We start from the raw sequence: 20,795 nt of genomic DNA, 5'->3' as shown, positions 1-20,795 counted from the left end.
CGCCCCGACTCGGCGTACCGGCCGCCCGTCGGCGGGGCGCGCTCGGAGGCGTACGGACCGGGGTCGGCGGATCCCTGCGGGCTCCGGCTGACGGACCACCGTGCCCGGGGCCGGGCCTCGCCTCCTCTGCGGGCGGGGCCGCCGCGGTGGGGGAAGACGGCCCTCGCCCGCCCGGTCTTCCGGCCCCGGGCACAGCACCGACGGCGGGCACCCTGTCACCGTGCCGGGCAGCGGCAGGCACGGAGACGGTGCGATCCGCTCTCGGTGGGTGGACGCTAGTGACGGCACCGTGTGCCGCGCCATCCGTGGCGGGCATCTACGGATACGCAATAAATTCAGCTCGTCCGGTGGAGCCGGGGGCGGCTCAGCGACTGGCGGGACTGGGACTCCAGTTTCCGCCGGGCGCGGGACACATGCTGTTCGACGGTGCGCGGTGACAGATGGAGGGTGGCGGCGATCTCCCGGTTGGTCAGTCCGGCGGAGGCCAGTTCGACGACTTCCTGCTCGCGCGGGGAGAGCTGGTCGCCGTAGCCGGGCCGGCCGCGCGGTCGCTGTCCGGGGGCGGGCTGGTGGGAGCGGAGGGTGGCGCGCACCCGTGCCGCGTCCCAGGCCGCCCCCAGCTCGATCAGCCGTTCGACGCAGGTGGCGAGGGATTCCACGGCCACGGCGACGGAGTCGGCGGTTCCCACGTCGCGCCTGCCTCCATCGGTCGCGCCTTCATCGCGCGTGCCCTCGCCGCCCCTGCCCTCGCCGCCCCTGCCCTCGTCGCGTGCGCCTTCGCGCTCTGCCGCCGCCAGGACACAGGTTTCGGCGGCCTCGGTGGTGAGGATCGCGGCGTACGGCCGGGGCATGGCGGCATACGCGGCGGAAGCCTCACGGTAGTGGGGCACGGCGTCGGCGGGCCGGTCCGCGGTCTCGGCGAGCAGGCCGCGGCACCAGTGGAGCGCGGCGACGGCCGAGGGCGCGGTGTCTTCCTGGCCCGCGAGACCCGCCTCGAACTCCTCGGTCATCGACCGTGCCGTGTCATGGCGTCCGGCCCTGGCGGTGGCCTCGACGGCCCAGGGGGCGAGTTCGGCCGCCCAGGCCCATACGGCTTTCTCCCGCAGCCGGTCCCAGGTGGCCGTGGCCTCGACGGCGGCCTTCTCCAGGTCGCCGCGGGCGATCGCCGTCCTGGTCAGGGCCCCTGCGGCCGCTGCGACATGCGGAAGCGGGGATCCCGTCGGCAGGGGACGCCCGTCGCCGGAGAGCCAGGCCGACATCTGCTGCCAGTCCCCCTGGGCGAGCGCCAGCAGGCCGAGGACGATCCGGGCGTCGGCGGCGGGCCCCGGCATGACACCGGCGTCCGCGACGAACGCGCGTGCCCGGCCGGCCAGTCCGTCCCAGCGGCCGGTCACCCAGTCCAGCACCAGGCCGGTGCCCCGGCCGTCCTGTTCGACATAGGCGGCTCCGCCACGGGCCGCCAGTTCGAGGCCCTCCTCCAGCAGTTCGCCGACGCGCGGGAGCTGCCCGAGCCACAGGGCCGCGTCGGCGGCGTTCACCAGCCCCCGTGCCACATGCGGCAGCCGCTCCGGGTGGCCGGCCTCGCCCCGCAGCCGGTCCAGTACCTCCCAGGCCGAGGCGTCGCCCGTCTCCAGTTGTACGGCGACGCAGTTGGCGGCGACGGTCGTACGGACCTCGTCGTCGGAGCTCCGGGCGGCCATCTTCTGCACCCGGTCGAGCCAGTAGAGGTTGCTCTCCAGCGGCACCGCCGACATGACGGGCATCGCGAGCGCGGACATGGCCCGTGCCGCGAGCGCGGGCCGCTGCTCGGCCAGTTCCTCGGCCGCCTGTTCCAGTTCCACCCAGCCCTGGAGGCCCTTCCCGGCCTGGTTGTAGAGGACCAGGCCCAGATCGAGGCGGATCCGGCCGCGTACGGCGGACGGCAGGGAGTGTTCGTCGAGGATCTGGCGCAGTACCTGAACGGTCTGGTCGGTGTGGAGTCCGAGGACCGCGCTGTGGGCGAGCAGCAGGGCCAGCCTGGCGCGGGTCGCACGGGGTACCGCGGGGTGGGACAGGGCCTGTTCGAGCAGGTCGATCGCGCGCTGGTGCTCACCGGCGTCGGCGCACTGGCCTGCCGCGTGCTCGACCGCCTTCAGCCAGCCGGGTATCCGGCCGCCGCGGTGGCGGTGGACGGCGAGCCGTGGCCAGTCCACCGGCTGCCGCCGGGCGAGGACGTCGGCCGCCCTGCGGTGCATCTCCTGCCGGAGGGGCCCCGGTATCCCCCGGTAGACCGTCGCGCCGGCCAGCGGGGACGGGTAGCGGTACAGATCGGGCTCCTCGTCCTCCTGGAGGACGGCTCCTCTCAGGACGGCGGCCAGCGCCTGCCGGCCGGTGGCGGCGGGCAGTCCGGCCACGGCGTACAGGTCCTCGGCGCTGCTCGGGCGGTCGAGCACGGCGGCCGCCCCGGCGACCGCGCGTTCCGTTTCCGCGAGGGCGGCGAGTCGTCCGGTGATCAGCTCGGCCAGCCGGACGGGTGTGCCGGTGGCGTCGACGTCGCGTGCCGTGTACCGCTCGCGGGGTCCGTAGGTCTCCTCCAGCTGGCGGACCAGGTCGGCGACGACCTGGGGCACTCCGGCCGCCCGCTCATGGATCCGGGCGATCAGTTCGGGTGGGCAGCTCTCGGGGCCGAGGCGGCTCTCCACCATGTCGCGGACCTGTTCGCTGTCCAGGGGCCGCAGGTCGAGGCGGAGTACGGAGAGCCGGGGCGGGTAGGCGATGGCCCGGCCCAGGACGAGTCCCGGTTCGGCGAGTTCTTCGGGGCGGTAGGCGAGGACGGCGGTGAGCGCGTCGGGCGGCTCTTCCAGCACCCGGCCGAGCAGTTCGCGGGCGGACGGGTCCGCCCGGTGCAGGTCGTCGGCGACGAGGAGCACCGGGCCGCCGGTCTCCAGCAGGGGCACGAGGTCTCCCGCGAGGGCGGCGACGTCGGCGTTCTCGTACAGCCTCCGGTGCGGCGACGCCTTCGGCGCGGGCGGTTCTTGGCGTGCCCGTACCGGATGCCGGCCATCGGCCCGTTCCGTACGCACCGCGGGCCGGGCGGCACTCGGTTCCGTCGGTGCGACGCCGACGGGAAAGTGCGCCAGGGTGACTCCGGACGGGGTGAAGCTCATCACCACGCGTGCGCGAGGGCGGGACTCCGAGCGTTCCAGCAGCAGTTCGAGCCGACGGCTCTTGCCGGTTCCGGCCCGCCCTTCCAGCAGCAGAAGCGTCGGCTGCCGGGGAGCGCGCGCGACGTTCCGGGCGAGCCAGCGCTCCCAGATGTCGTCACTGAGCGTGGTCACCGGATCACTCTCCTCGACATTTCCGGGCATTTCATTTCTTTACGTATCCGTACTTCGGTCTCCCCGGGTTGCGCCAGGCACGCGGTGACAGCGAGCGTAGCCCCATCGGTCCGGGCCGCCACCCGGGCAGGAGGAGCCGACCGTGATCGCATCCGAGGAGTCGCGCCGACCCGCCTCCCCCGGCTCCGAGCCGGCGGACGAGGCCAGGGGGCTGGCGCAGTGCGCGATGTCCGCGACGCCGGAGTCCGTTCGGGCGCTGCGCCGGTTCGCGGGTGCGGTGGCACGCCGCTGGCGGCTGCACGACGTCTGCCACGAGGCGCTGTCGGTGATCGTGACGGAGCTGGTCGGCAATGTGGTGCTGCACAGCGGCAGCAGCTGGGTCACGGTGGCCATCAAGGTCCGGGGTAACACGCTGACCGCCGAGGTCCGGGACGGCGGGCGGTGGAAGCACCGCCTCACCCGGCGGCGGGAGCCGCTGGACGCGCACGCGCACTGCGGGCGGGGCCTGGGGCTGGTCGACGCGTACGCCACGCGGACCGTCACCCGCAGACTCCCCGTGGGCAGTGTGGTGTCGGCGGAGATCGTAATGCCGCCGCGCAGCGGTCCGGTGACCGGTATCGGCCGTCAGCCGACGACCGGCCCGGAGCAGCTCGACTCGTTCGGTACGGCGGGTCCGGCACGGCCGGGGAACCCGGCGGGTCCGGTCGGGACGGAGAGCCGGTTCAGCCCGTCCGGCGCGCCTCGCGGTGGCTCTTGACGAGTTCGAGGTACATGGCGGCGTTGGTCCTGATGCCCTCGCGCTCCTCGTCGGTCAGCGGGCGCTTGACCTTGGCGGGCACGCCCGCGACGAGAGAGCCGGGCGGGATCTCCATGCCCTGGGGGACGAGCGCGCCCGCGGCGACGAGTGAACCCGCGCCGACGCGCGCGCCGTTGAGGACCGTCGCCCCCATGCCGACCAGTACGTCGTCCTCGACGGTGCAGCCGTGCAGTACGGCGTTGTGCCCGACCGTGACCCGCTCGCCGACGGTGACCGGGAAGCCGGGATCCACATGGACCGTGCAGTTGTCCTGGATGTTGGAGTCGGCGCCGATGACGATGGGACCGCAGTCGGCCCTCAGTACGGCGTGATACCAGACGCTGGCCCCCGCCGCCAGGGCCACATCGCCGATGACGACCGAGGTGGGTGCGGTGAAGGCGCCGGGGTCGACGCGGGGTTCCGTACCGCCCACACCCGCGATGTACGCGTCTGACGCCATGGCCGTTCTCCTTCACGTTCGCCCGGTCCGGGAGCGGTCTCCCCGCTCCATGATCCCCCGCGGGCTCAGGCGCCTGGACGGAGGGTCCAGATGACGGCCATCTCGCCCGTGACCGCGCCGTCCTCGCGCCGGATCTCGATGTCCACGTGGAACTCGGGACGCCCTCCGGCGTCGAGTTCCGCGAGGATGTCGGCGACGGGACGGCCGATCGTCGCGGTCGCGGTGACCGGGCCCATCGCCAGCTTCTTGTACGCGATGTCCGCCTTCACGGTGAGCGGGACGGCCCGGTCCATCCGGTCGGCGAAGGCGGCGACGACGATGGCGCCGCTCGCGGACTCGGCGAGCGTGAACATCGCGCCGGCGTGGGGACCGCCGACATGGTTGTGGAACGCGGTCCGGTCGGGAAGGCGCAGCACCGCGCGCTCGGGGGTGGCCTCCAGGAACTCGAGGCCGAGGGTCCGGACCATGGGGACGGTGGCGGCGAGCATCTCGCCCACGGACATCTGATCAGTACTCATACCCCATGATGTTACCCGCGAGTAATGGTCGTGGCCACCCCCGTACCGGGCGGACGTGGCAGCCGCCGGGACGCCCCTCTATCGTTACTGGCCATGTGGCCAGGACAGCAGCCGCCCGGGGGCGAGAACCCGCAGCACCAGAACCCGCAGCACCAGAACCCGTATCAGCAGCCGGGATACCAGCAGCCGAATCCCTATCAGCAGCCCGGATATCAGCAGCCGGGTAACCAGCAGCCCAATCCGTACCAGCAGCCGACCGTGCCGCAGTACGCCGGGCCGGGACAGCCGACCGGCGGGCAGAAGCCGCCCGGTGACAAGAAGAAGACGACCGTCGTGGCGATCGTCGCCGCCACGGCCGTGGTCGCCACCGCCGTGGTCACCGGGGTCATCGTGCTCGGGGACGACGACGAGAACACGTCCGGCAAGGGCGGGAAGGTCTCCCCGTCGTCCCCGGCGGGGTCCGAGGCCCAGTCCCCGTCGCAGGCACCGGGCGGGGCCTCACCGTCGGTGGAGAACCCGCGCGGCCAGGAGGACGCCAAGCCGACGATCGCGGGCTGGAAAGTCGTCACCAACCCCAAACACGGCACGCTGTTCGACGTTCCGCCGGAGTGGGAGGTCGCGAGCTCGGGTGTGAGCACGGGCTTCGAGAACGCCGAGAAGGGCGACGGTTCGCCCGTCGTCGCCATGTCCGCCCCGGCGTACTTCAAATCCGAGTGGTGCTCCCAGGACACCGACGGGGACGGGAATCAGGAGACCTCGGGCCTCGCGGCGGTCGGCACCAAGGGCGGCAGGGGCGCCAAGGACAGCGAGACGGCCGCGTACAACGAGGCGGGCAACTGGGCTTGGGCCGGTTACGCGCAGGAGGAGCCCAAGGGCACGGTCAAGGTCGTCAAGGCCACGCCGTACACCACCAAGTCGGGGCTGAGCGGCAGTATGTCGACGGCGACCGCGGTCGGAGTGAAGAAGACCGGGAAGTGCGACACCGACGGCAAGGCGGTCGCGTTCAGCTTCAAGGACCCGACGGGCGAGTTCAGGTCCTGGGTGCTGTACGCCGACAAGGGCGTGAAGGAAGAGGTGCCGGATGCCACCATCCGGCAGATCCTGAGCACCCTGCGACTGTCCGGGGACAAGCCGACGAACTGACCCGCGGGCCGCCGGGCTTCGGCCCGGTGCCCGCCGTCGGCTCGCACTCCGTTCGGCCGGGTCGCCCGGCAGCGGGACGGTCCGCGTGCCACCGCTCGCCGGTCGGGCCTCACCCGGGAGACGACAGCCCGAGACCTCGGCCCGAGCCGCGGACGGACCGGCGGTGCCGACCGGCGGACCGACCGGCACCGTCCGAGCCGTCCGTCCTCGAAGCTCCCGTCCAGGCCGTTGGCCAAGCCGTCGACCCGTGCGGGCGCGGTCGGCCTGAACCTCACCCGATGCCGAAGGCGCCGTCGGGCGGCTCGGGTGACGCCTGGGCGTCCCGGTCGCCGACCGCGGTCGCGCCTCCGATGAGCCGGGCCAGCGCCGGGCCGTGCTCCACACGGGCGGGGAAGGCGTCCGCCGCGGTGCGGCGGGCGAGGGCGGCGGTGTCGATGGGCGCGTGCGAGGCGAGCAGCAGGGCGTTGCCGAAGCGCCGCCCCCGGAGCACGGCCGGTTCGGCGATTACCGCGAGTTCCCCGAAAACCGCCGCGAAGGTGGCCAGCTGGGAGCGGAGAAAGGCGAACGGCGCGCTGTCGGCCAGGTTGGCGGCGTAGACGCCGCCCGGCCGCAGGACGCGTTCCGCCGCGCGCGCGTACTCGATCGAGGTGAGGTGGGCGGGGATCCGCGAGCCTCCGAAGACATCGGCGATCGCCAGATCCGCGCAGTCGTCGGGCGCCGCCTCGACCCAGGCACGGGCATCGGCGGTGTGCACCTCGATCCCGGAGTCCGCGGGCAGCGGCAACCGTTCCAGGACCAGCGCGAGCAGTCCGTGATCGGCCTCCACGACGCTCTGCCGGGAGCCCGGCCGCGTCGCGGCCACATAGCGGGGCAGGGTCAGCGCCCCGCCCCCGAGGTGCAGCACATCGAGCGGAGCGCCGTCCGGGGCGTGGCCGTCGACGAGGTGGGCGAGCCTTCGGGCGTACTCGAACTCCACATGCGTGGGCTCGTCCAGATCCACATACGACTGCGGAGCGCCGTCGACGGTGAGCAGCCAGGCCCGCGCCCGGTCGATGTCGGGCATCAGCTTGGCGGTGCCGTGATCCACGCGCCGGACGACGGGAACGGGCTCCGCCGTCGGCTCGGCTATCGGCTCGGCTTGCGGTTCTGCCTGCGGTTCGGGGAGGGGCTGCTCGTCCACGGTCCCATTGTGCAGGGCGCGGTTCGCCGGAACGGTGAGTGCGCCCGCCTCCGGCGGGAGGCGGGCGCACAGCGTCACAGGCCCGTCAGGCCAGCTCCGTGACCGTGCCGGCGCCGACCGTACGGCCGCCCTCACGGATCGCGAAGCCGAGTCCCGGCTCCAGCGGGATGTCACGGCCCAGCTCCACGGTCATGGTGACCGTGTCACCGGGCCGGGCGACGCCCCGCTCGCCGAGGTCGACATCCCCGACGACGTCCGCGGTCCGGATGTAGAACTGCGGCCGGTACCCGGTGGAGATCGGGGTCGTACGACCGCCTTCGCGGCCGGAGAGGACATACACCTGCGCGGTGAACCGCCGGCTCGGCGTCACGCTTCCCGGCGCGGCCACCACATGTCCGCGCCGGACCGCGTCACGGGGAAGCCCGCGCAGCAGCAGCGCGACACTGTCACCGGCCTCGGCGGACTCCATCGGCTTGCCGAAAGTCTCCAGACCGGTCACGACGGTCTCGGCGTCCGCGCCCAGGACCTGCACACGGTCGCCGACGCGGACGGTGCCGCGCTCGACGGCACCTGTGACCACGGTGCCCCGGCCGGTGATGGTGAGCACGTTCTCCACCGGCAGCAGGAACGGCGCGTCGGTGTACCTGACCGGCACCGGCACATAGGTGTCGACCGCGTCGAGCAACGCCTCGATCGCCGAGGTCCAGCGCGGGTCGCCCTCCAGCGCCTTGAGCCCCGAGACCCGGACGACCGGGGCCGTGTCACCGCCGTACCCGTGCGCGGTGAGCAGTTCGCGGACCTCCAGCTCCACCAGGTCGGTCAACTCCTCGTCGCCGGCGTCGGCCTTGTTGAGCGCGACCACGACGTGGTCCACACCGACCTGGCGGGCGAGCAGGACGTGCTCGGCCGTCTGCGGCATGATCCCGTCGAGCGCGGAGACGACGAGGATCGCCCCGTCGAGCTGCGCCGCGCCGGTGACCATGTTCTTCACATAATCCGCGTGTCCGGGCATGTCGACATGCGCGTAGTGGCGGGTGTCGGTCTCGTACTCGACGTGCGCGATGTTGATGGTGATCCCCCGCTGCGCCTCCTCCGGGGCCTTGTCGATCCGGTCGAACGGCACGAACACGCCGTTCCCCCGCCCGCTGAGCACCTTGGTGATGGCGGCGGTGAGGGTTGTCTTCCCGTGGTCGACGTGCCCCATGGTGCCGATGTTGAGGTGCGGCTTGGTCCGCACGTACGCCGTCTTGGGCATGGTGTGTTCTTCCTCGAACGTCGCGATGTGGTGAGGACCCCCGGGTCTTGCCGACCCTCCCCCTGCGGGGTCCCACCGGACGATCCGGGAAGGGTCAGCTTCGGGCGCCGTCGACGGGCGCGGCGGCCGCCGCCGAGGCGACGGCAACGGCGGCGGCGACGGACGCGGCGACCGCCGCCGCGATGTCCGCTGCGAGGAATGCGGCAGCCTTCGGCGTGCCCGCGACCGCGGGCTGCGCTGAGAGGAAGGCGTACCGGAACATGTGGACCATGATGAGCGACCCGCCCGGCGGGCGTCGAACGGTTTTCCGTCGGTGAGTCGGGCGGGGAGCGGTGCGAAGAGCCGGACCGCGTCGTGACGGATCGTCCGCCGGCGCCGGGAATCAACCGGTGCCGCGACCGGAGGCGTTCACCGGCCCGCGACGGCCGACTCCCCTCGGCCCGGCGGCCGGGGCAGCATCCCCCACCCGGCGTCACCGGAGCGCGCGAATACGACCGCAGACGACCACAGACGACCGCGTACGAGAGGCGAATCTCCGCCCGGCGACGGACACCGCACCGGACACCGCGGGCCGACCGGCAGCCCCATCCGGCCGGAAGGCGCTACGGCCCGAGGTTCTTGAGCGCCTCGCGGACGGACAGCGGCGAGAGCCGGTCCCGCGCCGAGTCCACGAACTCCCGTACCGCGTCGGGGTCGGTCTTCGCGTACTCCCGCAGGCTCCACCCGATCGCCTTGCGGATGAAGAAGTCCGGATGGCCGGCCTGCCGCAGGCAGTAGCGGAACAACCGTTCGGAGTCCGTCGCCGACTTGTACCGGAGCTGGTGCAGCAGGGCCGTGCGCGCGACCCACAGGTCGTCGTCCTCGATCCACTCGTCCATGGCGGAGGTCAGCTCCCCGTCGGCGGCCACCAGCGGACCGACGACATGCGCGGCGATCGCGTCGACGGTGTCCCACCAGGAGACCGTGGCGACGAGATGCCGGGCGACGGGCAGGAATCCGGAGGAGCAGCGCCCGGCGTACCGGGCCAGATAGTCGACGGCGAAGTAGTGGTACTCCCGCTCGGGCAGTTCCCAGCAGCGCAGGGCGATCGCGGCGCAGTCCGCTTCGGCGGGGGCCGGGAGACCGGCGAGCACGGTACGGGACAGGGCCCGGCGGTCGCGGGTGTAGAGGCCGATGAAGGGCGCGATGCCCTTCATGTACGCGGCGGCGCTCTCGGCCCGTACCGGATCGGCCCGTGTCGGATAGACCTCGGTGAGCCGTTTCAGGACCGTGTCGGCGAGTACGCCGTCCGGTGCGGCGGGGGTCCTCACGGGAGTCATGAGGCCCAGATTACGGCGATCACCTCTCCTTGTCGGTTAGTCTCCCCGGATGTTCGAGCCCCTCGCCAGGCCCTCCGCCCCGCTCGCCGTCCGCTGTGCCCAGGCGTTGCTCTCACCGTGGTCCCGGCTGTCCCTGCTCGCGCTGATGCTGGCCGCGGCAGGGGCGCTGGTACTGCTCTACGAGCCACAGCGGCTGCTCTCGGAGGGGCGGCCGCCGCTCCAGTTGAGCGGTGCGGCCGCGGTGGTGCTCTTCGCCGTCGGATACGGGGTGTGCACCGCGGCCTTCGTACCGCGTCCCCTGCTCAATCTGGCGGCGGGGGCGCTCTTCGGCTCACAGGTGGGACTGGTCTCGGCGCTGGCCGGAACCGTTCTGGGCGCGGGAATCGCCTTCACTCTCGGCAGGCTGCTGGGGCAGGACGCGCTGCGCCCGCTGCTGAGGGGCCGCTGGCTGGCGGCGGCCGACCATCAGCTGAGCGCCCACGGTTTCCGGTCGATGCTGGCGATCCGGCTCTTCCCCGGCCTCCCGTTCGCCGCGGCCAACTACTGCGCGGCCGTCTCCCGTATGGGATACACGCCGTTTCTGCTGGCCACGGCCCTGGGTTCGATCCCCAACACGGCGGCGTACGTCATCGCGGGCAGCCGGGCGAGTTCGCCGACGTCTCCCGCCTTCCTGATCTCGACGGGCTTCATCGTGGTGACCGGGCTCATCGCGGCCGTGGTCGCCTGGCGCAAGCGGCACCGGCTGCGCGGCAATTGACCCGCCCGGCGTCACCGGGCCCGCGCCGGGGCCGTTTCCGGCCGCAGGAACGATCCCCTCCGGCCTGCGGACCCATGGCGCCGGACGTCACCCGAGGACGCTACGCTTCCTCGGAACCGGCGCGTGATCGGGAATCCCACGCACCGTCAGATCATGATCATCTCTTGGGTGGCGTAGCTCTTCATGTCTTGGTTTGAATCCTTCATCCTCGGGCTCGTCCAGGGGCTGACCGAATTCCTGCCCATCTCCTCCAGCGCTCATCTGCGGCTCACGGCCGCGTTCGCGGGGTGGCACGATCCGGGCGCGGCGTTCACCGCGATCACCCAGATCGGCACCGAGACCGCCGTCCTGATCTACTTCCGCAAGGACATCGCCCGGATCGTCTCCGCCTGGTTCCGCTCGCTCACCGACAAATCGATGCGCGGTGACCACGACGCCCAGATGGGCTGGCTCGTGATCGTCGGCTCGATCCCCATCGGCGTACTGGGCATCACCCTCAAGGACCAGATCGAGGGCCCGTTCCGCGATCTGCGTCTCATCGCGACGACGCTGATCGTCATGGGCATCGTCCTCGGCATCGCCGACCGACTGGCCGCCCGCGACGAGACGGGCGGCAAGCACCGGGCGGTGAGGGAACGGAAGACGCTCAAGGATCTGAGCGTCAAGGACGGTCTCATCTACGGCTTCTGCCAGGCGATGGCCCTGGTCCCCGGAGTCTCCCGCTCCGGTGCCACGATCAGCGGTGGCCTGCTGATGGGCTACACCCGTGAGGCCGCGGCCCGCTACTCGTTCCTGCTGGCGATCCCGGCGGTGCTCGCCTCCGGCGCGTACGAACTCAAGGACGCGGGCGAGGGGCATATGTCCTGGGGGCCGACCATCTTCGCCACGGTCGTCGCCTTCGCCGTGGGGTACGCGGTCATCGCGTGGTTCATGAAGTTCATCACGACGAAGAGCTTCATGCCCTTCGTCATCTACCGCGTGCTCCTGGGAATCGCGCTGTTCATCCTGGTCGGCACGGACACGCTGAGCCCGCACGCGGGTGAATCCGGGCACTGACGGCGTGATGCGCGGGAACCGGTCGGCCCGGCGTGGCCGTCCGCCCGCGGGACGGCCGGTGCACGGGGACGCGGGACGCGGGCGCGCATCATGAAGTTCGTCACGGCGAAGGGGCCGACATCGGCCCGTCGTCCACGGCGTGATTCCGGGAACCGCCCTGTTCACCCCGGCCGGGGACGGAGCCCGGAACCCCTCGTGCGGGCCGCAGACGTCCGCCCCGGCCCGCACGAGGGGTTCCGGTCCTGTGCCGAGGCCGTAACCTGGACGCATGTCCCCCCTTCCACGCGAGTCAGAGACTGCTGTGCCCGCCTCGCCGCCGCTGACCGCGGCCGAGCTGAACGCCCGTATCCGCGAGCTGTGGGCCGATGGTCGGCTGCCCGACGAGAGGCGGCCGGAGTACGAGGCGCTGGTACTGAGGTGGGCGACGGCGCTGGAGCACGTCGGGCGGGCCGCCTGAGCGGCTCGCCCCGCCGGGCGCGGGACACCGCCCTGTCATGAGCGGCGCGCCGGGCCACGGCCCGGTACTCGGATCACGGCCTCCCGGAGGACGGCGTGGAGCGCTGCCGGGGCTCGGCTAGCCTGACTGCACGATGAACCGTCTGACCACGTCATGGGGCGACTTCGCGCTCGCCCGCTCTCCCGAGGACCCCCGCGATCCCCTCCGCGCCTGGGACGCCGCCGACGAGTATCTGCTGAGGGAGCTGAGCGGACCGGCCCCTGATTCCTCCGGGCCCGCCCCCGGTCCGTCCGGTTCACCGGAGGCATCCGCGTCACCGGAGCCATCCGGGCCCGCCCCCGGTCCGTCCGGGCCGGTGGACCTGTCCGGTTCGCTGGTCGTCGTCGGGGACCGGTGGGGGGCGCTGGCCGTGTCGCTGGCCGCGCACAGCCCCGTACAGATCACCGACTCCTTCCTGACCCAGGAGGCGACCCGGTCGAATCTGGCCCGCAACGGGATCGGGGCCGACTCGGTACGGTTGCTCTCCGCCCGCGACGCCGCTCCGGAGCGGATCGACGTCCTGCTCGTACGGGTGCCGAAGAGCCTGGCGCTGCTGGAGGACCAGTTGCGGCGGCTCGCGCCCGCCGTGCGCGCGGAGACCGTCGTCATCGGCGCCGGGATGGTCAGTGAGATCCACACCTCGACGCTGAGACTGTTCGAGCGCTTCATCGGGCCGACGCGGACATCGCGGGCGGTGCGGAAGGCCCGGCTGATCTTCGCCGCGCCCGACCCTTCGATCAGCCCCACGCCCAGCCCCTGGCCGCTGCGCTACGCGCTGCCCGAGGGCATCGGAACGCTCTCGGGCCGGACCGTGACCAACCACGCGGGCATCTTCTGCGCCGACCGGCTCGACATCGGCACCAGGTTCTTCCTGCGCAGCCTCCCGGAGAGCCGGGGCCCGGAGCGCGTGGTGGACCTCGGGTGCGGCAACGGCGTCGTCGGCACGGCGGTGGCGCTCGCCAATCCGCGGGCTTCGGTGATCTTCATCGACGAATCGTTCTCGGCGGTGGCGTCGGCGGAGGCGACCTACCGCGACAACGTCGCCTCCGGCGAGAAGGCCGAGTTCACGGTGGGCGACGGGCTCGCCGGGGTGCCGGACGGCTCGGTCGATCTGGTGCTCTGCAATCCGCCGTTCCACTCGCACCGGGCGACCACGGACGCTACGGCCCGCAGGATGTTCGGCCAGGCGCGCCGCGCCCTGCGGTCCGGCGGCGAGCTGTGGATCGTCGGCAACCGCCATCTCGGGTACCACGTGCGGCTGCGCCGGCTGTTCGGCGGCTGTGAGGTCGTGGCGAGCGATCCGAAGTTCGTGGTCCTGCGCGCGGTGAAGCGGTGACCGGTCCGCGCGCGGCGTCGGCTGCGGTGCCGACGTGCCCGCGTACCGGCGCGTACCGGCGTACCGGCGTACCGGCAGGAGAGTTGGCGAGGATCGGCCGTTTGCGCGTCGAGTACGGGTGACTGGCGTGTACGGCTCTTGGCGTGGGAGGGCGGCTGCCCGAGACTGAGTCGATGACGCAGCGTGTGGATCTCTCGACGGTGATGGACCGGCTGGCCATCGACGATCTGATCACCGAGTACGCGGTGGCCGTGGACGACGCCGACTGGAGCGCCTATCGGGCCCTGTTCGCCCGCGACGGGAGAGCGGATTACCGCAGCTCGGGCGGGATCGAGGGCCCTGCGTCTGAGGTTGCCGACTGGCTGGCCGAGTCCATGCGGATCTTTCCCGTACGCCAGCACCTCATCGTCAACCGCCGGGTGCACATCCAGGATCTGGGCGGCTATCCGGGCGACCGTGCCGAGGTGACGGCCGACTACGTGAACCCGATGCGGCTGGAGTCGGGCGAAGAGTACGCCTCCGGCGGCCGGTACGCCTTCGGTCTGCTCCGTACGGACGAGGGCTGGCGGCTGAGCACGGTGGTGATCAGCGAGAAGTGGCGGCGCGGCACGGGGACGCTCTCCGCCGGCTGAGCGGCCCGCCGACGGCGGCCGTGTTGATCGACGCCCCGCCCGACCACAGACTGAAGGGGGCGCGCAGCTCGCGGTCCACGGTCCCTTGGGAATCGGAGCCGGAGGAGGAGGCGCGGATGCGGAGTGTTCCCGTTGCGCGTGCCGCCGCCGCGGTCCTGGCCGGCGCCCTGCCCGCGCTCGCCTTCCCCGAACCGTCCCTGTGGTGGTTCGCGTATATCGCCCTGGTGCCGTGGATGCTGCTGACACGGACCGCGCCGACGGGCCGTCGTGCGGCAGTGGAGGGATGGCTCGGCGGCCTCGGGTTCATGCTCGCGGTACACCACTGGCTGATACCCAGCCTCCATGTCTTCACCGTGGTGCTGGCCGCGCTGCTGGGGCTGCTGTGGGCGCCCTGGGGGTGGCTGGTCCGCACGCTGCTCGGCGGGACGCCTTCGGCGGGCCGGGCGGCGGCGGCCCTCGCGGTCGTTCCCTCGGGCTGGCTGATGATCGAGCTGGCCCGGTCCTGGGAAGGGCTCGGCGGCCCGTGGGGGCTGCTGGGGGCCAGCCAGTGGGAGGTCCCTCCCGCGTTGCAGCTCGCGTCGGTGGGCGGGGTGTGGCTGGTGAGCCTGCTGGTGCTGGCGGTGAACACGGCGGTGACCGTGCTGATCGCGGTGCCGAAGGCCCGTGCGGCGGCCGTGGCCGGCTCCATGGCCTGCGCCCTCGTCACCGCGGCGGTCTGGGTGTGGGCTCCCCGGCCCGCGGAGTCGGAGCGCGTCGCGGTCGCTGTGGTCCAGCCGGGCGTCTTCAACGGCCTGTCCGGGCCGGACCGCCGTTTCGACCGGAGCGAGAAGCTGACGCGCGGCCTCGCCGGGCAGGACCTCGATCTGGTGGTCTGGGGTGAGAGCAGCGTGGGCCGGGACCTTCGTGAGCGTCCTGAACTGGCGGACCGGCTCGCGGCGCTCTCCGAGGCGGTCGGCGCGGCTCTGCTGGTCAATGTGGACGCGCGCCGGGTGGACGCCTCCGGCAAGGGCGGGATCTTCAAGAGTTCGGTGCTGGTGGGTCCGCGGGGGCCGACCGGCGACCGTTACGACAAGATGCGGCTGGTCCCCTTCGGCGAGTACATACCGGCCCGTGGGCTGCTGGGCTGGGCGACCTCGGTGGGCAAGGCCGCGGGCGAGGACAGGCTGCGCGGCACACGGCCGACCGTGATGAGCCTGCCGGACGGCGGGCCCAGGATCGGTCCGCTGGTCTGCTTCGAGTCCGCGTTCCCCGATATGAGCCGGCGTCTGGCGCGGGACGGCGCCCAGCTGCTGATCGCCCAGTCGGCGACCTCGTCGTTCCAGGACAGCTGGGCTCCGGAGCAGCACGCCTCGCTCGCCGCGCTGCGGGCCGCCGAGAGCGGCCGTCCGATGGTGCACGCCACGCTCACCGGGGTCAGCGCCGTGTACGGACCCGACGGCGGCCGGATCGGCCGGACGCTCTCCACCCGGAGCAGTACGGCGGCCGTCTACGACATCCCGTTGGCGCGGGGCACGTCCCTGTACGTCCGCTACGGGGACTGGGCCGTGTACGGCGCGCTCGCCGTGCTCGCGACGACGGCCGCCGTGTCGGGGGCGCGCTCGCTCAGGCGGTCTGTTCGAGGACCCGCAGGACCACCTGTTCACAGAGCTCATGGGTCTTCAGGGCGTCCCGCGCGCTGAGGAACTTGCCCGCGCGGACGGCGTCGAGGAACGACAGCACCGACTGCTCGATGCCGCGCTGACGGGCGACCGGCACCCAGTCGCCCCGGCGGCGGACGCTCGGCTGTCCCTTGTGGTCGACGATCTCCGCGAGATTGCGCACCTCGCGCTTGGTGTCCTGGCCGGACACCTCGAGGATCTCCTCGGTGGAGCCGCTCATCCGGTTCATCGTGCCGATGGCGGTGAATCCGTCGCCCGACAGCTGGAGGACGACATGGTGCAGCAGTCCGTCGACGACCCGGGCCCGCACGTCGGTGTGCTCGACCGTGCCGGGGACCAGGAAGCGCAGGGTGTCCACGACATGGATGAAGTCGTCGAGGACGAGGGCACGCGGGGCCTCGGGCAGGCCGACGCGGTTCTTCTGCATCAGGATCAGCTCACGCGGGTGCTCCAGGCACTGTGCGTAACCGGGCGCGAGACGGCGGTTGAAGCCGACGGCCAGGCTGGTGCCGCGGGACTCCGCCAGATCCACCAGGCGCTGTGAGTCGGCCAGTTCGTACGCGAGCGGCTTGTCGACATAGGTCGGCACCCCGGCTTCGAGGAGGGCCCCGACGATCTCGGCGTGTGCGTCCGTCGGGGCGTGGACGAAGGCCGCGTCCGGATTCCGGTCGATCAGCGAGCCGAGGGAGGTATGACGGCGGTCGGCCGGGATGTGATAGGCGTCGCCGACCCGTTCGAGGGTCGTCCCGGTGCGGGTCTGCAGATGCAGCTCGACCTCCGGCAGCGCGCCGAGGACGGGCAGATACGCCTTCTGGGCGATATCGCCGAGACCGATGCAGCCGACCTTCACAAGCCCTCCCGAAGTAGATTCGCTCAACCGTTCCACGTACGGTTCCCTGTCTGGTTCCGCGCCCGGTCAGCATACGTGCGCCGAGGCGGCTGCCGGTCGTCGATCACGTCGAGGCTCCGAAGGACGAGGCCACGGCCGGACCGGGAGAGCACGGCGTCGGCGGTACGGCGGACGCCCGGCGGCGTCAGGGGACCGACCGGCGTCACCCGTGCGGGCCAATGTGCGCCCATACGGCGGCGAACGGGGCGCGTGCACAGCAGAGTTGCGCGCGTGCAGCGAACGACATCCACGTGGAAGCCCCTGGTCACGATGGCCGTCTGGGCCGCCGCCGGACTGACCGTGTCCGGCTGTGTGGCCGTCGGGCCGAGTCCCTCGCCGACGCCCCGGATCACCGCCGGTCCGGCCCCGGCCGCGAGGCCGCAGATCGTGCAGGGTCCCGTCCGCGAGGTGCTTCAGGCACCGCCCCCGCAGCCGACGGTCTCCACACCCGCTCCCCCGGCCGCGCCGCCGCGGGAGACCCGGCGGCCGCACCGACCCGACCGCGCCGAGCCGACCGCACAGCGGCCCGTACGGCGGCCCGCCCCGGTCCCGCGGCCCGCTCCCCGTACCCCACTCCCGTACCCGAACGGCCTGCCGCCCGATGTCTGCGCCCTGGCCGAGAGTTACGGAGGCTGGCGAAGTGACGACCCGGAGGCCAGGTTCTGCCGTGAGGTGTACGGCCCCTGAGCACCGGGCGCAAAGCGCCCCCGGCCCTGGCACTCGGGAGACGGCCGCGCACCCGGTACCTTCCGTCTGCTCCACTCCGTTTACTCCGCCCTCAGCCGCCACTCCAGCCGGTCGACGGCCGCACGGACCCTGTCGCTGTGCCGGTCGTCGCCCAGCGCCCGTACCGCCGCCCGTGCCCGGTCGAGATGGACCCGCGCGGCCTCCGGCCGACGCAGCTTCACATAGTCGGCGGCGATGTCGAGATGGAGCGAGGGGTAGAAGGCCCGCACCGCGCGGGCCGTCTCCCGGTGCGCCGACCGCTCCCGGCCGAGCCCGTCCGCTGCGGCGAGTGCCCGCAGGTCCCAGGCCAGTTCGTCGCCGGGGTCGTCCTGGGTGTCCGCCATGTAATGCGCGAGCACACAGCGCTGAAGCGCGTCCCCCGTCTCCCCGATCTCCGACCACAGCACGCCGAACCGATTCCTCGCCTCCTCCCGGTCACCCCCGTGCAGCAGCATGACCGCCTGGCCGATCCGGGTCATGACCGCGTCCTTCGACGCCTCCTGCTGCTCCGTCACTGCGGCCTCCCACATCCGTGCGGCGACATAGCGTCCGATCCATGGCGTATCGCCAGGATCAACGCGCCCTATGACGCTAACCTCCGCGACACGCGAAGCGGCACAGGCTCGGGCCGTGGCCCGAGCCCGTCAGCCGGGCGCGCTCTCCCCCGGCCCCTGCCGGCACCCGGATGCCCGGCCCCGTACCGGCCACTTCCCGTCCGCCGGTCGGCCGGCTCGCGCGAGCCGTGACCGGGGCGCGGCCCGGATCCGCCGCGACCGCCTCAGCCGAGGTCGGGGATGCGCCAGTCGATGGCCTCATGGCCCTGGGCCGCGATCGCCTCGTTGATCCGCGTGAAGGGCTGCGAGCCGAAGAACTTCTTCGCGGACAGCGGCGAGGGGTGCGCCCCCTTCACCACGACATGCCGTGTCTCGTCGATCAGGGGGGCCTTCTTCTGCGCGTAGTTGCCCCAGAGGACGAAGACGGCGGGGTCGGGACGGGCGGAGACGGCGCTGATCACCGCGTCCGTCACTTTCTCCCACCCCTTGCCCTTGTGGGAGTTGGCCTCGCCGGCCCGGACGGTGAGCACCGCGTTGAGCAACAGCACGCCCTGCTCGGCCCACGGCATCAGATACCCGTTGTCCGGAATGGGGTGGCCCAGTTCGGCCTGCATCTCCTTGTAGATGTTCCGCAGGGAGGGCGGGGTCCGCACCCCCGGCCGCACCGAGAAACACAGACCGTGCCCCTGCCCCTCCCCGTGGTAGGGGTCCTGACCGAGGATGAGCACCTTCACCTTGTCGTACGGTGTGGCCTCGAGGGCGGCGAAGACCTCCTCACGCGGCGGGTAGACCGGCCCCTTCGCCCGCTCCTCCTCGACGAACTCGGTCAGCTCCTTGAAGTAGGGCTTCTGCAGTTCCTCGCCGAGGACGCCGCGCCAGGACTCGGGCAGCATGTCGGTGTCGGTCACGTCAACAACCTCCGAAGTGCGTTCTGTTACCGATCACAGAACCTACCGGGCCCCACTGACAACGGGCCCCGCCCCCAGGGCTCGCCCGGGTCGCCGGTCTACCAGCTGGCCTTGCGGAACAGTTCCCACATCTGCATGACCGTCTGCGGGTCGAGGGCCCGATCGCTCCCGCCGATCTCCTCGCCGAAGGCCACGTAGAGCTTGCCCTGCCACAGCGGCAGCAGCCGGACATCGCTGGCCAGGATCTCCTGGGCCTCCTCGAACTGCCTGGTCACCGCACCGCGGTCGCTCTCGCGCCGGGACGCGGTCAGCAGCTCGTGGGTGATCTTGAAGTTCTCGTACGGAGTGCTCAGCACATTGTCCTCGCCGACGAACGGCGCGATGAAGTTGTCCGGGTCCGGGAAGTCGGGGAACCAGCCCCGACCGAAGACGGGGTAAGAGCCGGCGTTGTAGCCCTTCTGGAACTCGCTCCACGGCTTGCCCTGGATATTGATCTTGAAGAGTCCCGAGGCTTCGAGCTGCCGCTTGATCTCGGCGAACTCCGGCGCGGTGGCCGAGCCGTAGCGATCGGTGGTGTACCAGAAGTCCAGGGTTACCGGCCGCTCGATGTCCGCGTCCCTCAGAATCTCGCGGGCCTTGGACACATCGGGGTCGCCGTAGCGGTCGAAGAACTCGGTCGTGTGGCCGGAGATTCCCTTCGGGACCATCGAGTACAGCGGCTCGGCGGTGCCCTGATAGACCTTCGCGACCAGCGCACCCCGGTCGATGACCTGGGCAATGGCTCTGCGAACGGCGATTTTGCCCGCCACGGGGTCCTGGGAGTTGAAGACGAGATAGCGGATGTCCGCGCCGACCGTCTCGACAAGCCGAAGGTGATCGTTCTCAGGAAGCCCCTTCTGCAGTTCGATGACTTCGTCGGCCGTCAGACCCCGGTAGGTCACGTCGATCTGCTTCTTCTTGAGCGCATCCACCATCACGTCCGAATCCTTGAAATAGCGAATCGTTACGGCGTCGTTCTTGCGCTTGGCAAAGCCCTGGTACCTGCCGTTCTTGCCCAGCTCTGCTTTTTCGCCCTTGTTGTACGCATTGAGAACATACGGGCCCGACCCGGTGACCTTTCCGTCCTCGCGGAGCTTGTCCGCCGGGTACTGCTTCGGCGGGACGAGGGAAGTGGCGGGCGTGGCAAGGATGAAGGGGAATGTGGTGTCGGAGGACTTGAGGGTGAATTTCACGAGGCGATCGCCCCTGATGTCGACCTTGACGAGAGAGCCGAGCAGTCCGCTGGGGCCGCTCTTGACACCGATCTTCCGAATCCGGTCGATGGAGTGCTTCACGGCGGCGGCGTCGAGCTTCTCACCATTGGAGAAGGTGAGGCCCGAGCGCAGTTCGCACTCGTATACCCTGTTGCCGGAGTCGATGAAACCGCAGCTCTTGGCGGCGTCGGGCTGCGGGGTGGTGCTCCCCGTCGGGAAGCTCAGCAGGGTCTGGAAGACGTTCCGGTACAGCTCCCATGAACCGTCCCAGGCCGCGGCGGGATCGAGCGCGGAAGGCTCGCTCGTCGTACCGACCGAGATCTTCTGGTCGCCGTCCGCTTCGGCGTCGGAGAACAGACCGCATCCCGCGAGCAGGGATATGGACGCCAGGGCCGCGGTGCCCTGCAGACAGGTCCGGTAGAACACGTGCGCACGCTCCTCGTTGAGCCTGGATCGGCCGACCATACCGCAGTGCCCTGCCGGGTCAACCTGGAGTCCCGGCAGGGCACTTGGCTCATTCACCAATAAATCACGCAGTTTGC

At 71.7% G+C, this 20,795-nt stretch carries 20 protein-coding genes; 9 read left to right on the top strand and 11 right to left on the bottom strand.

Annotation, left to right across the window (positions count from 1 at the left end):
* Positions 1 to 335: 335 nt before the first annotated feature.
* Positions 336 to 3,317: a helix-turn-helix transcriptional regulator gene (locus ACWEFL_RS22515; protein WP_451715423.1), complete on the bottom strand. Its 2,982-nt coding sequence runs from the start codon at positions 3,315 to 3,317 to the stop codon at positions 336 to 338.
* Positions 3,318 to 3,459: 142 nt separating this feature from the next.
* On the opposite strand from ACWEFL_RS22515, the gene ACWEFL_RS22510 reads away from it, so the two are divergent.
* On the top strand, positions 3,460 to 4,074 hold the full coding sequence (locus ACWEFL_RS22510) for an ATP-binding protein (protein WP_451715420.1): 615 nt from the start codon (positions 3,460 to 3,462) through the stop codon (positions 4,072 to 4,074).
* Here the strand turns inward: ACWEFL_RS22510 and ACWEFL_RS22505 are convergent.
* A complete protein-coding gene (locus ACWEFL_RS22505) occupies positions 4,040 to 4,573 on the bottom strand; it encodes a gamma carbonic anhydrase family protein (protein ID WP_451715418.1) in 534 nt (177 codons plus the stop codon). The two genes, ACWEFL_RS22510 and ACWEFL_RS22505, sit on opposite strands and share 35 nt — an antisense overlap.
* A 65-nt stretch (positions 4,574 to 4,638) precedes the next feature.
* Positions 4,639 to 5,091 carry a DUF4442 domain-containing protein gene (locus ACWEFL_RS22500; protein WP_451715415.1) on the bottom strand — a complete coding sequence of 151 codons (453 nt, stop codon included), beginning with the start codon at positions 5,089 to 5,091 and terminating at the stop codon, positions 4,639 to 4,641.
* 93 nt (positions 5,092 to 5,184) lie between these two features.
* On the opposite strand from ACWEFL_RS22500, the gene ACWEFL_RS22495 reads away from it, so the two are divergent.
* Positions 5,185 to 6,234 (top strand): hypothetical protein, encoded by a 1,050-nt coding sequence (locus ACWEFL_RS22495; RefSeq protein WP_451715412.1) that lies wholly within the window; start codon positions 5,185 to 5,187, stop codon positions 6,232 to 6,234.
* Positions 6,235 to 6,505: 271 nt separating this feature from the next.
* On the opposite strand, the gene ACWEFL_RS22490 is transcribed toward ACWEFL_RS22495, so the two are convergent.
* The 4 genes from ACWEFL_RS22490 to ACWEFL_RS22475 form a co-directional block, all read right to left on the bottom strand.
* Positions 6,506 to 7,297: a spermidine synthase gene (locus tag ACWEFL_RS22490; protein ID WP_451715648.1), complete on the bottom strand. Its 792-nt coding sequence runs from the start codon at positions 7,295 to 7,297 to the stop codon at positions 6,506 to 6,508.
* 202 nt (positions 7,298 to 7,499) lie between these two features.
* Positions 7,500 to 8,669 (bottom strand): elongation factor Tu, encoded by a 1,170-nt coding sequence (tuf, locus tag ACWEFL_RS22485; protein WP_451715410.1) that lies wholly within the window; start codon positions 8,667 to 8,669, stop codon positions 7,500 to 7,502.
* 94 nt (positions 8,670 to 8,763) lie between these two features.
* On the bottom strand, positions 8,764 to 8,931 hold the full coding sequence (locus ACWEFL_RS22480) for a hypothetical protein (protein WP_451715407.1): 168 nt from the start codon (positions 8,929 to 8,931) through the stop codon (positions 8,764 to 8,766).
* 340 nt (positions 8,932 to 9,271) lie between these two features.
* The gene (locus ACWEFL_RS22475; protein WP_451715404.1) at positions 9,272 to 9,988 is read right to left on the bottom strand and encodes a DNA alkylation repair protein; all 717 of its coding nucleotides are present in this window, start codon (positions 9,986 to 9,988) and stop codon (positions 9,272 to 9,274) included.
* Positions 9,989 to 10,037: 49 nt separating this feature from the next.
* Between ACWEFL_RS22475 and ACWEFL_RS22470 the strand changes: the two genes are divergently transcribed.
* The 6 genes from ACWEFL_RS22470 (at position 10,038) to lnt (ending at position 15,944) form a co-directional block, all read left to right on the top strand.
* On the top strand, positions 10,038 to 10,745 hold the full coding sequence (locus tag ACWEFL_RS22470) for a TVP38/TMEM64 family protein (RefSeq protein ID WP_451715401.1): 708 nt from the start codon (positions 10,038 to 10,040) through the stop codon (positions 10,743 to 10,745).
* A 183-nt stretch (positions 10,746 to 10,928) separates the two neighbouring features.
* Positions 10,929 to 11,801 carry an undecaprenyl-diphosphate phosphatase gene (locus ACWEFL_RS22465; RefSeq protein ID WP_451715399.1) on the top strand — a complete coding sequence of 291 codons (873 nt, stop codon included), beginning with the start codon at positions 10,929 to 10,931 and terminating at the stop codon, positions 11,799 to 11,801.
* Between the two features lie 268 nt (positions 11,802 to 12,069).
* Complete coding sequence (locus ACWEFL_RS22460; RefSeq protein WP_451715396.1) at positions 12,070 to 12,258, top strand: hypothetical protein; 189 nt, start codon at positions 12,070 to 12,072, stop codon at positions 12,256 to 12,258.
* A 133-nt stretch (positions 12,259 to 12,391) separates the two neighbouring features.
* Positions 12,392 to 13,633, top strand: coding sequence for a methyltransferase (locus ACWEFL_RS22455; protein WP_451715394.1), 1,242 nt, complete (start codon positions 12,392 to 12,394; stop codon positions 13,631 to 13,633).
* Positions 13,634 to 13,806: 173 nt separating this feature from the next.
* The gene (locus tag ACWEFL_RS22450) at positions 13,807 to 14,265 is read left to right on the top strand and encodes a nuclear transport factor 2 family protein (protein ID WP_451715392.1); all 459 of its coding nucleotides are present in this window, start codon (positions 13,807 to 13,809) and stop codon (positions 14,263 to 14,265) included.
* Positions 14,266 to 14,381: 116 nt separating this feature from the next.
* Positions 14,382 to 15,944, top strand: coding sequence for an apolipoprotein N-acyltransferase (gene lnt / locus ACWEFL_RS22445; protein WP_451715390.1), 1,563 nt, complete (start codon positions 14,382 to 14,384; stop codon positions 15,942 to 15,944).
* Here lnt and ACWEFL_RS22440 read toward each other — a convergent pair.
* Positions 15,868 to 16,773 carry a Gfo/Idh/MocA family protein gene (locus tag ACWEFL_RS22440; protein WP_451715645.1) on the bottom strand — a complete coding sequence of 302 codons (906 nt, stop codon included), beginning with the start codon at positions 16,771 to 16,773 and terminating at the stop codon, positions 15,868 to 15,870. The genes lnt and ACWEFL_RS22440 overlap by 77 nt on opposite strands.
* 270 nt (positions 16,774 to 17,043) lie before the next feature.
* On the opposite strand from ACWEFL_RS22440, the gene ACWEFL_RS22435 reads away from it, so the two are divergent.
* A complete protein-coding gene (locus ACWEFL_RS22435) occupies positions 17,044 to 17,499 on the top strand; it encodes a hypothetical protein (protein ID WP_451715387.1) in 456 nt (151 codons plus the stop codon).
* Positions 17,500 to 17,579: 80 nt separating this feature from the next.
* On the opposite strand, the gene ACWEFL_RS22430 is transcribed toward ACWEFL_RS22435, so the two are convergent.
* The 3 genes from ACWEFL_RS22430 to ACWEFL_RS22420 form a co-directional block, all read right to left on the bottom strand.
* On the bottom strand, positions 17,580 to 18,053 hold the full coding sequence (locus ACWEFL_RS22430) for a hypothetical protein (protein ID WP_451715385.1): 474 nt from the start codon (positions 18,051 to 18,053) through the stop codon (positions 17,580 to 17,582).
* A 263-nt stretch (positions 18,054 to 18,316) separates the two neighbouring features.
* Positions 18,317 to 19,000: a uracil-DNA glycosylase gene (locus ACWEFL_RS22425; RefSeq protein ID WP_451715383.1), complete on the bottom strand. Its 684-nt coding sequence runs from the start codon at positions 18,998 to 19,000 to the stop codon at positions 18,317 to 18,319.
* Positions 19,001 to 19,098: 98 nt separating this feature from the next.
* Positions 19,099 to 20,679 (bottom strand): ABC transporter substrate-binding protein, encoded by a 1,581-nt coding sequence (locus ACWEFL_RS22420; protein WP_451715381.1) that lies wholly within the window; start codon positions 20,677 to 20,679, stop codon positions 19,099 to 19,101.
* Positions 20,680 to 20,795 lie beyond the last annotated feature (116 nt).

This window comes from Streptomyces sp. NPDC004838 (assembly GCF_053600955.1).
The sequence above is the reverse complement of the archived record's forward strand: the minus strand, read 5'-3'. Positions and strand labels throughout refer to the sequence as shown.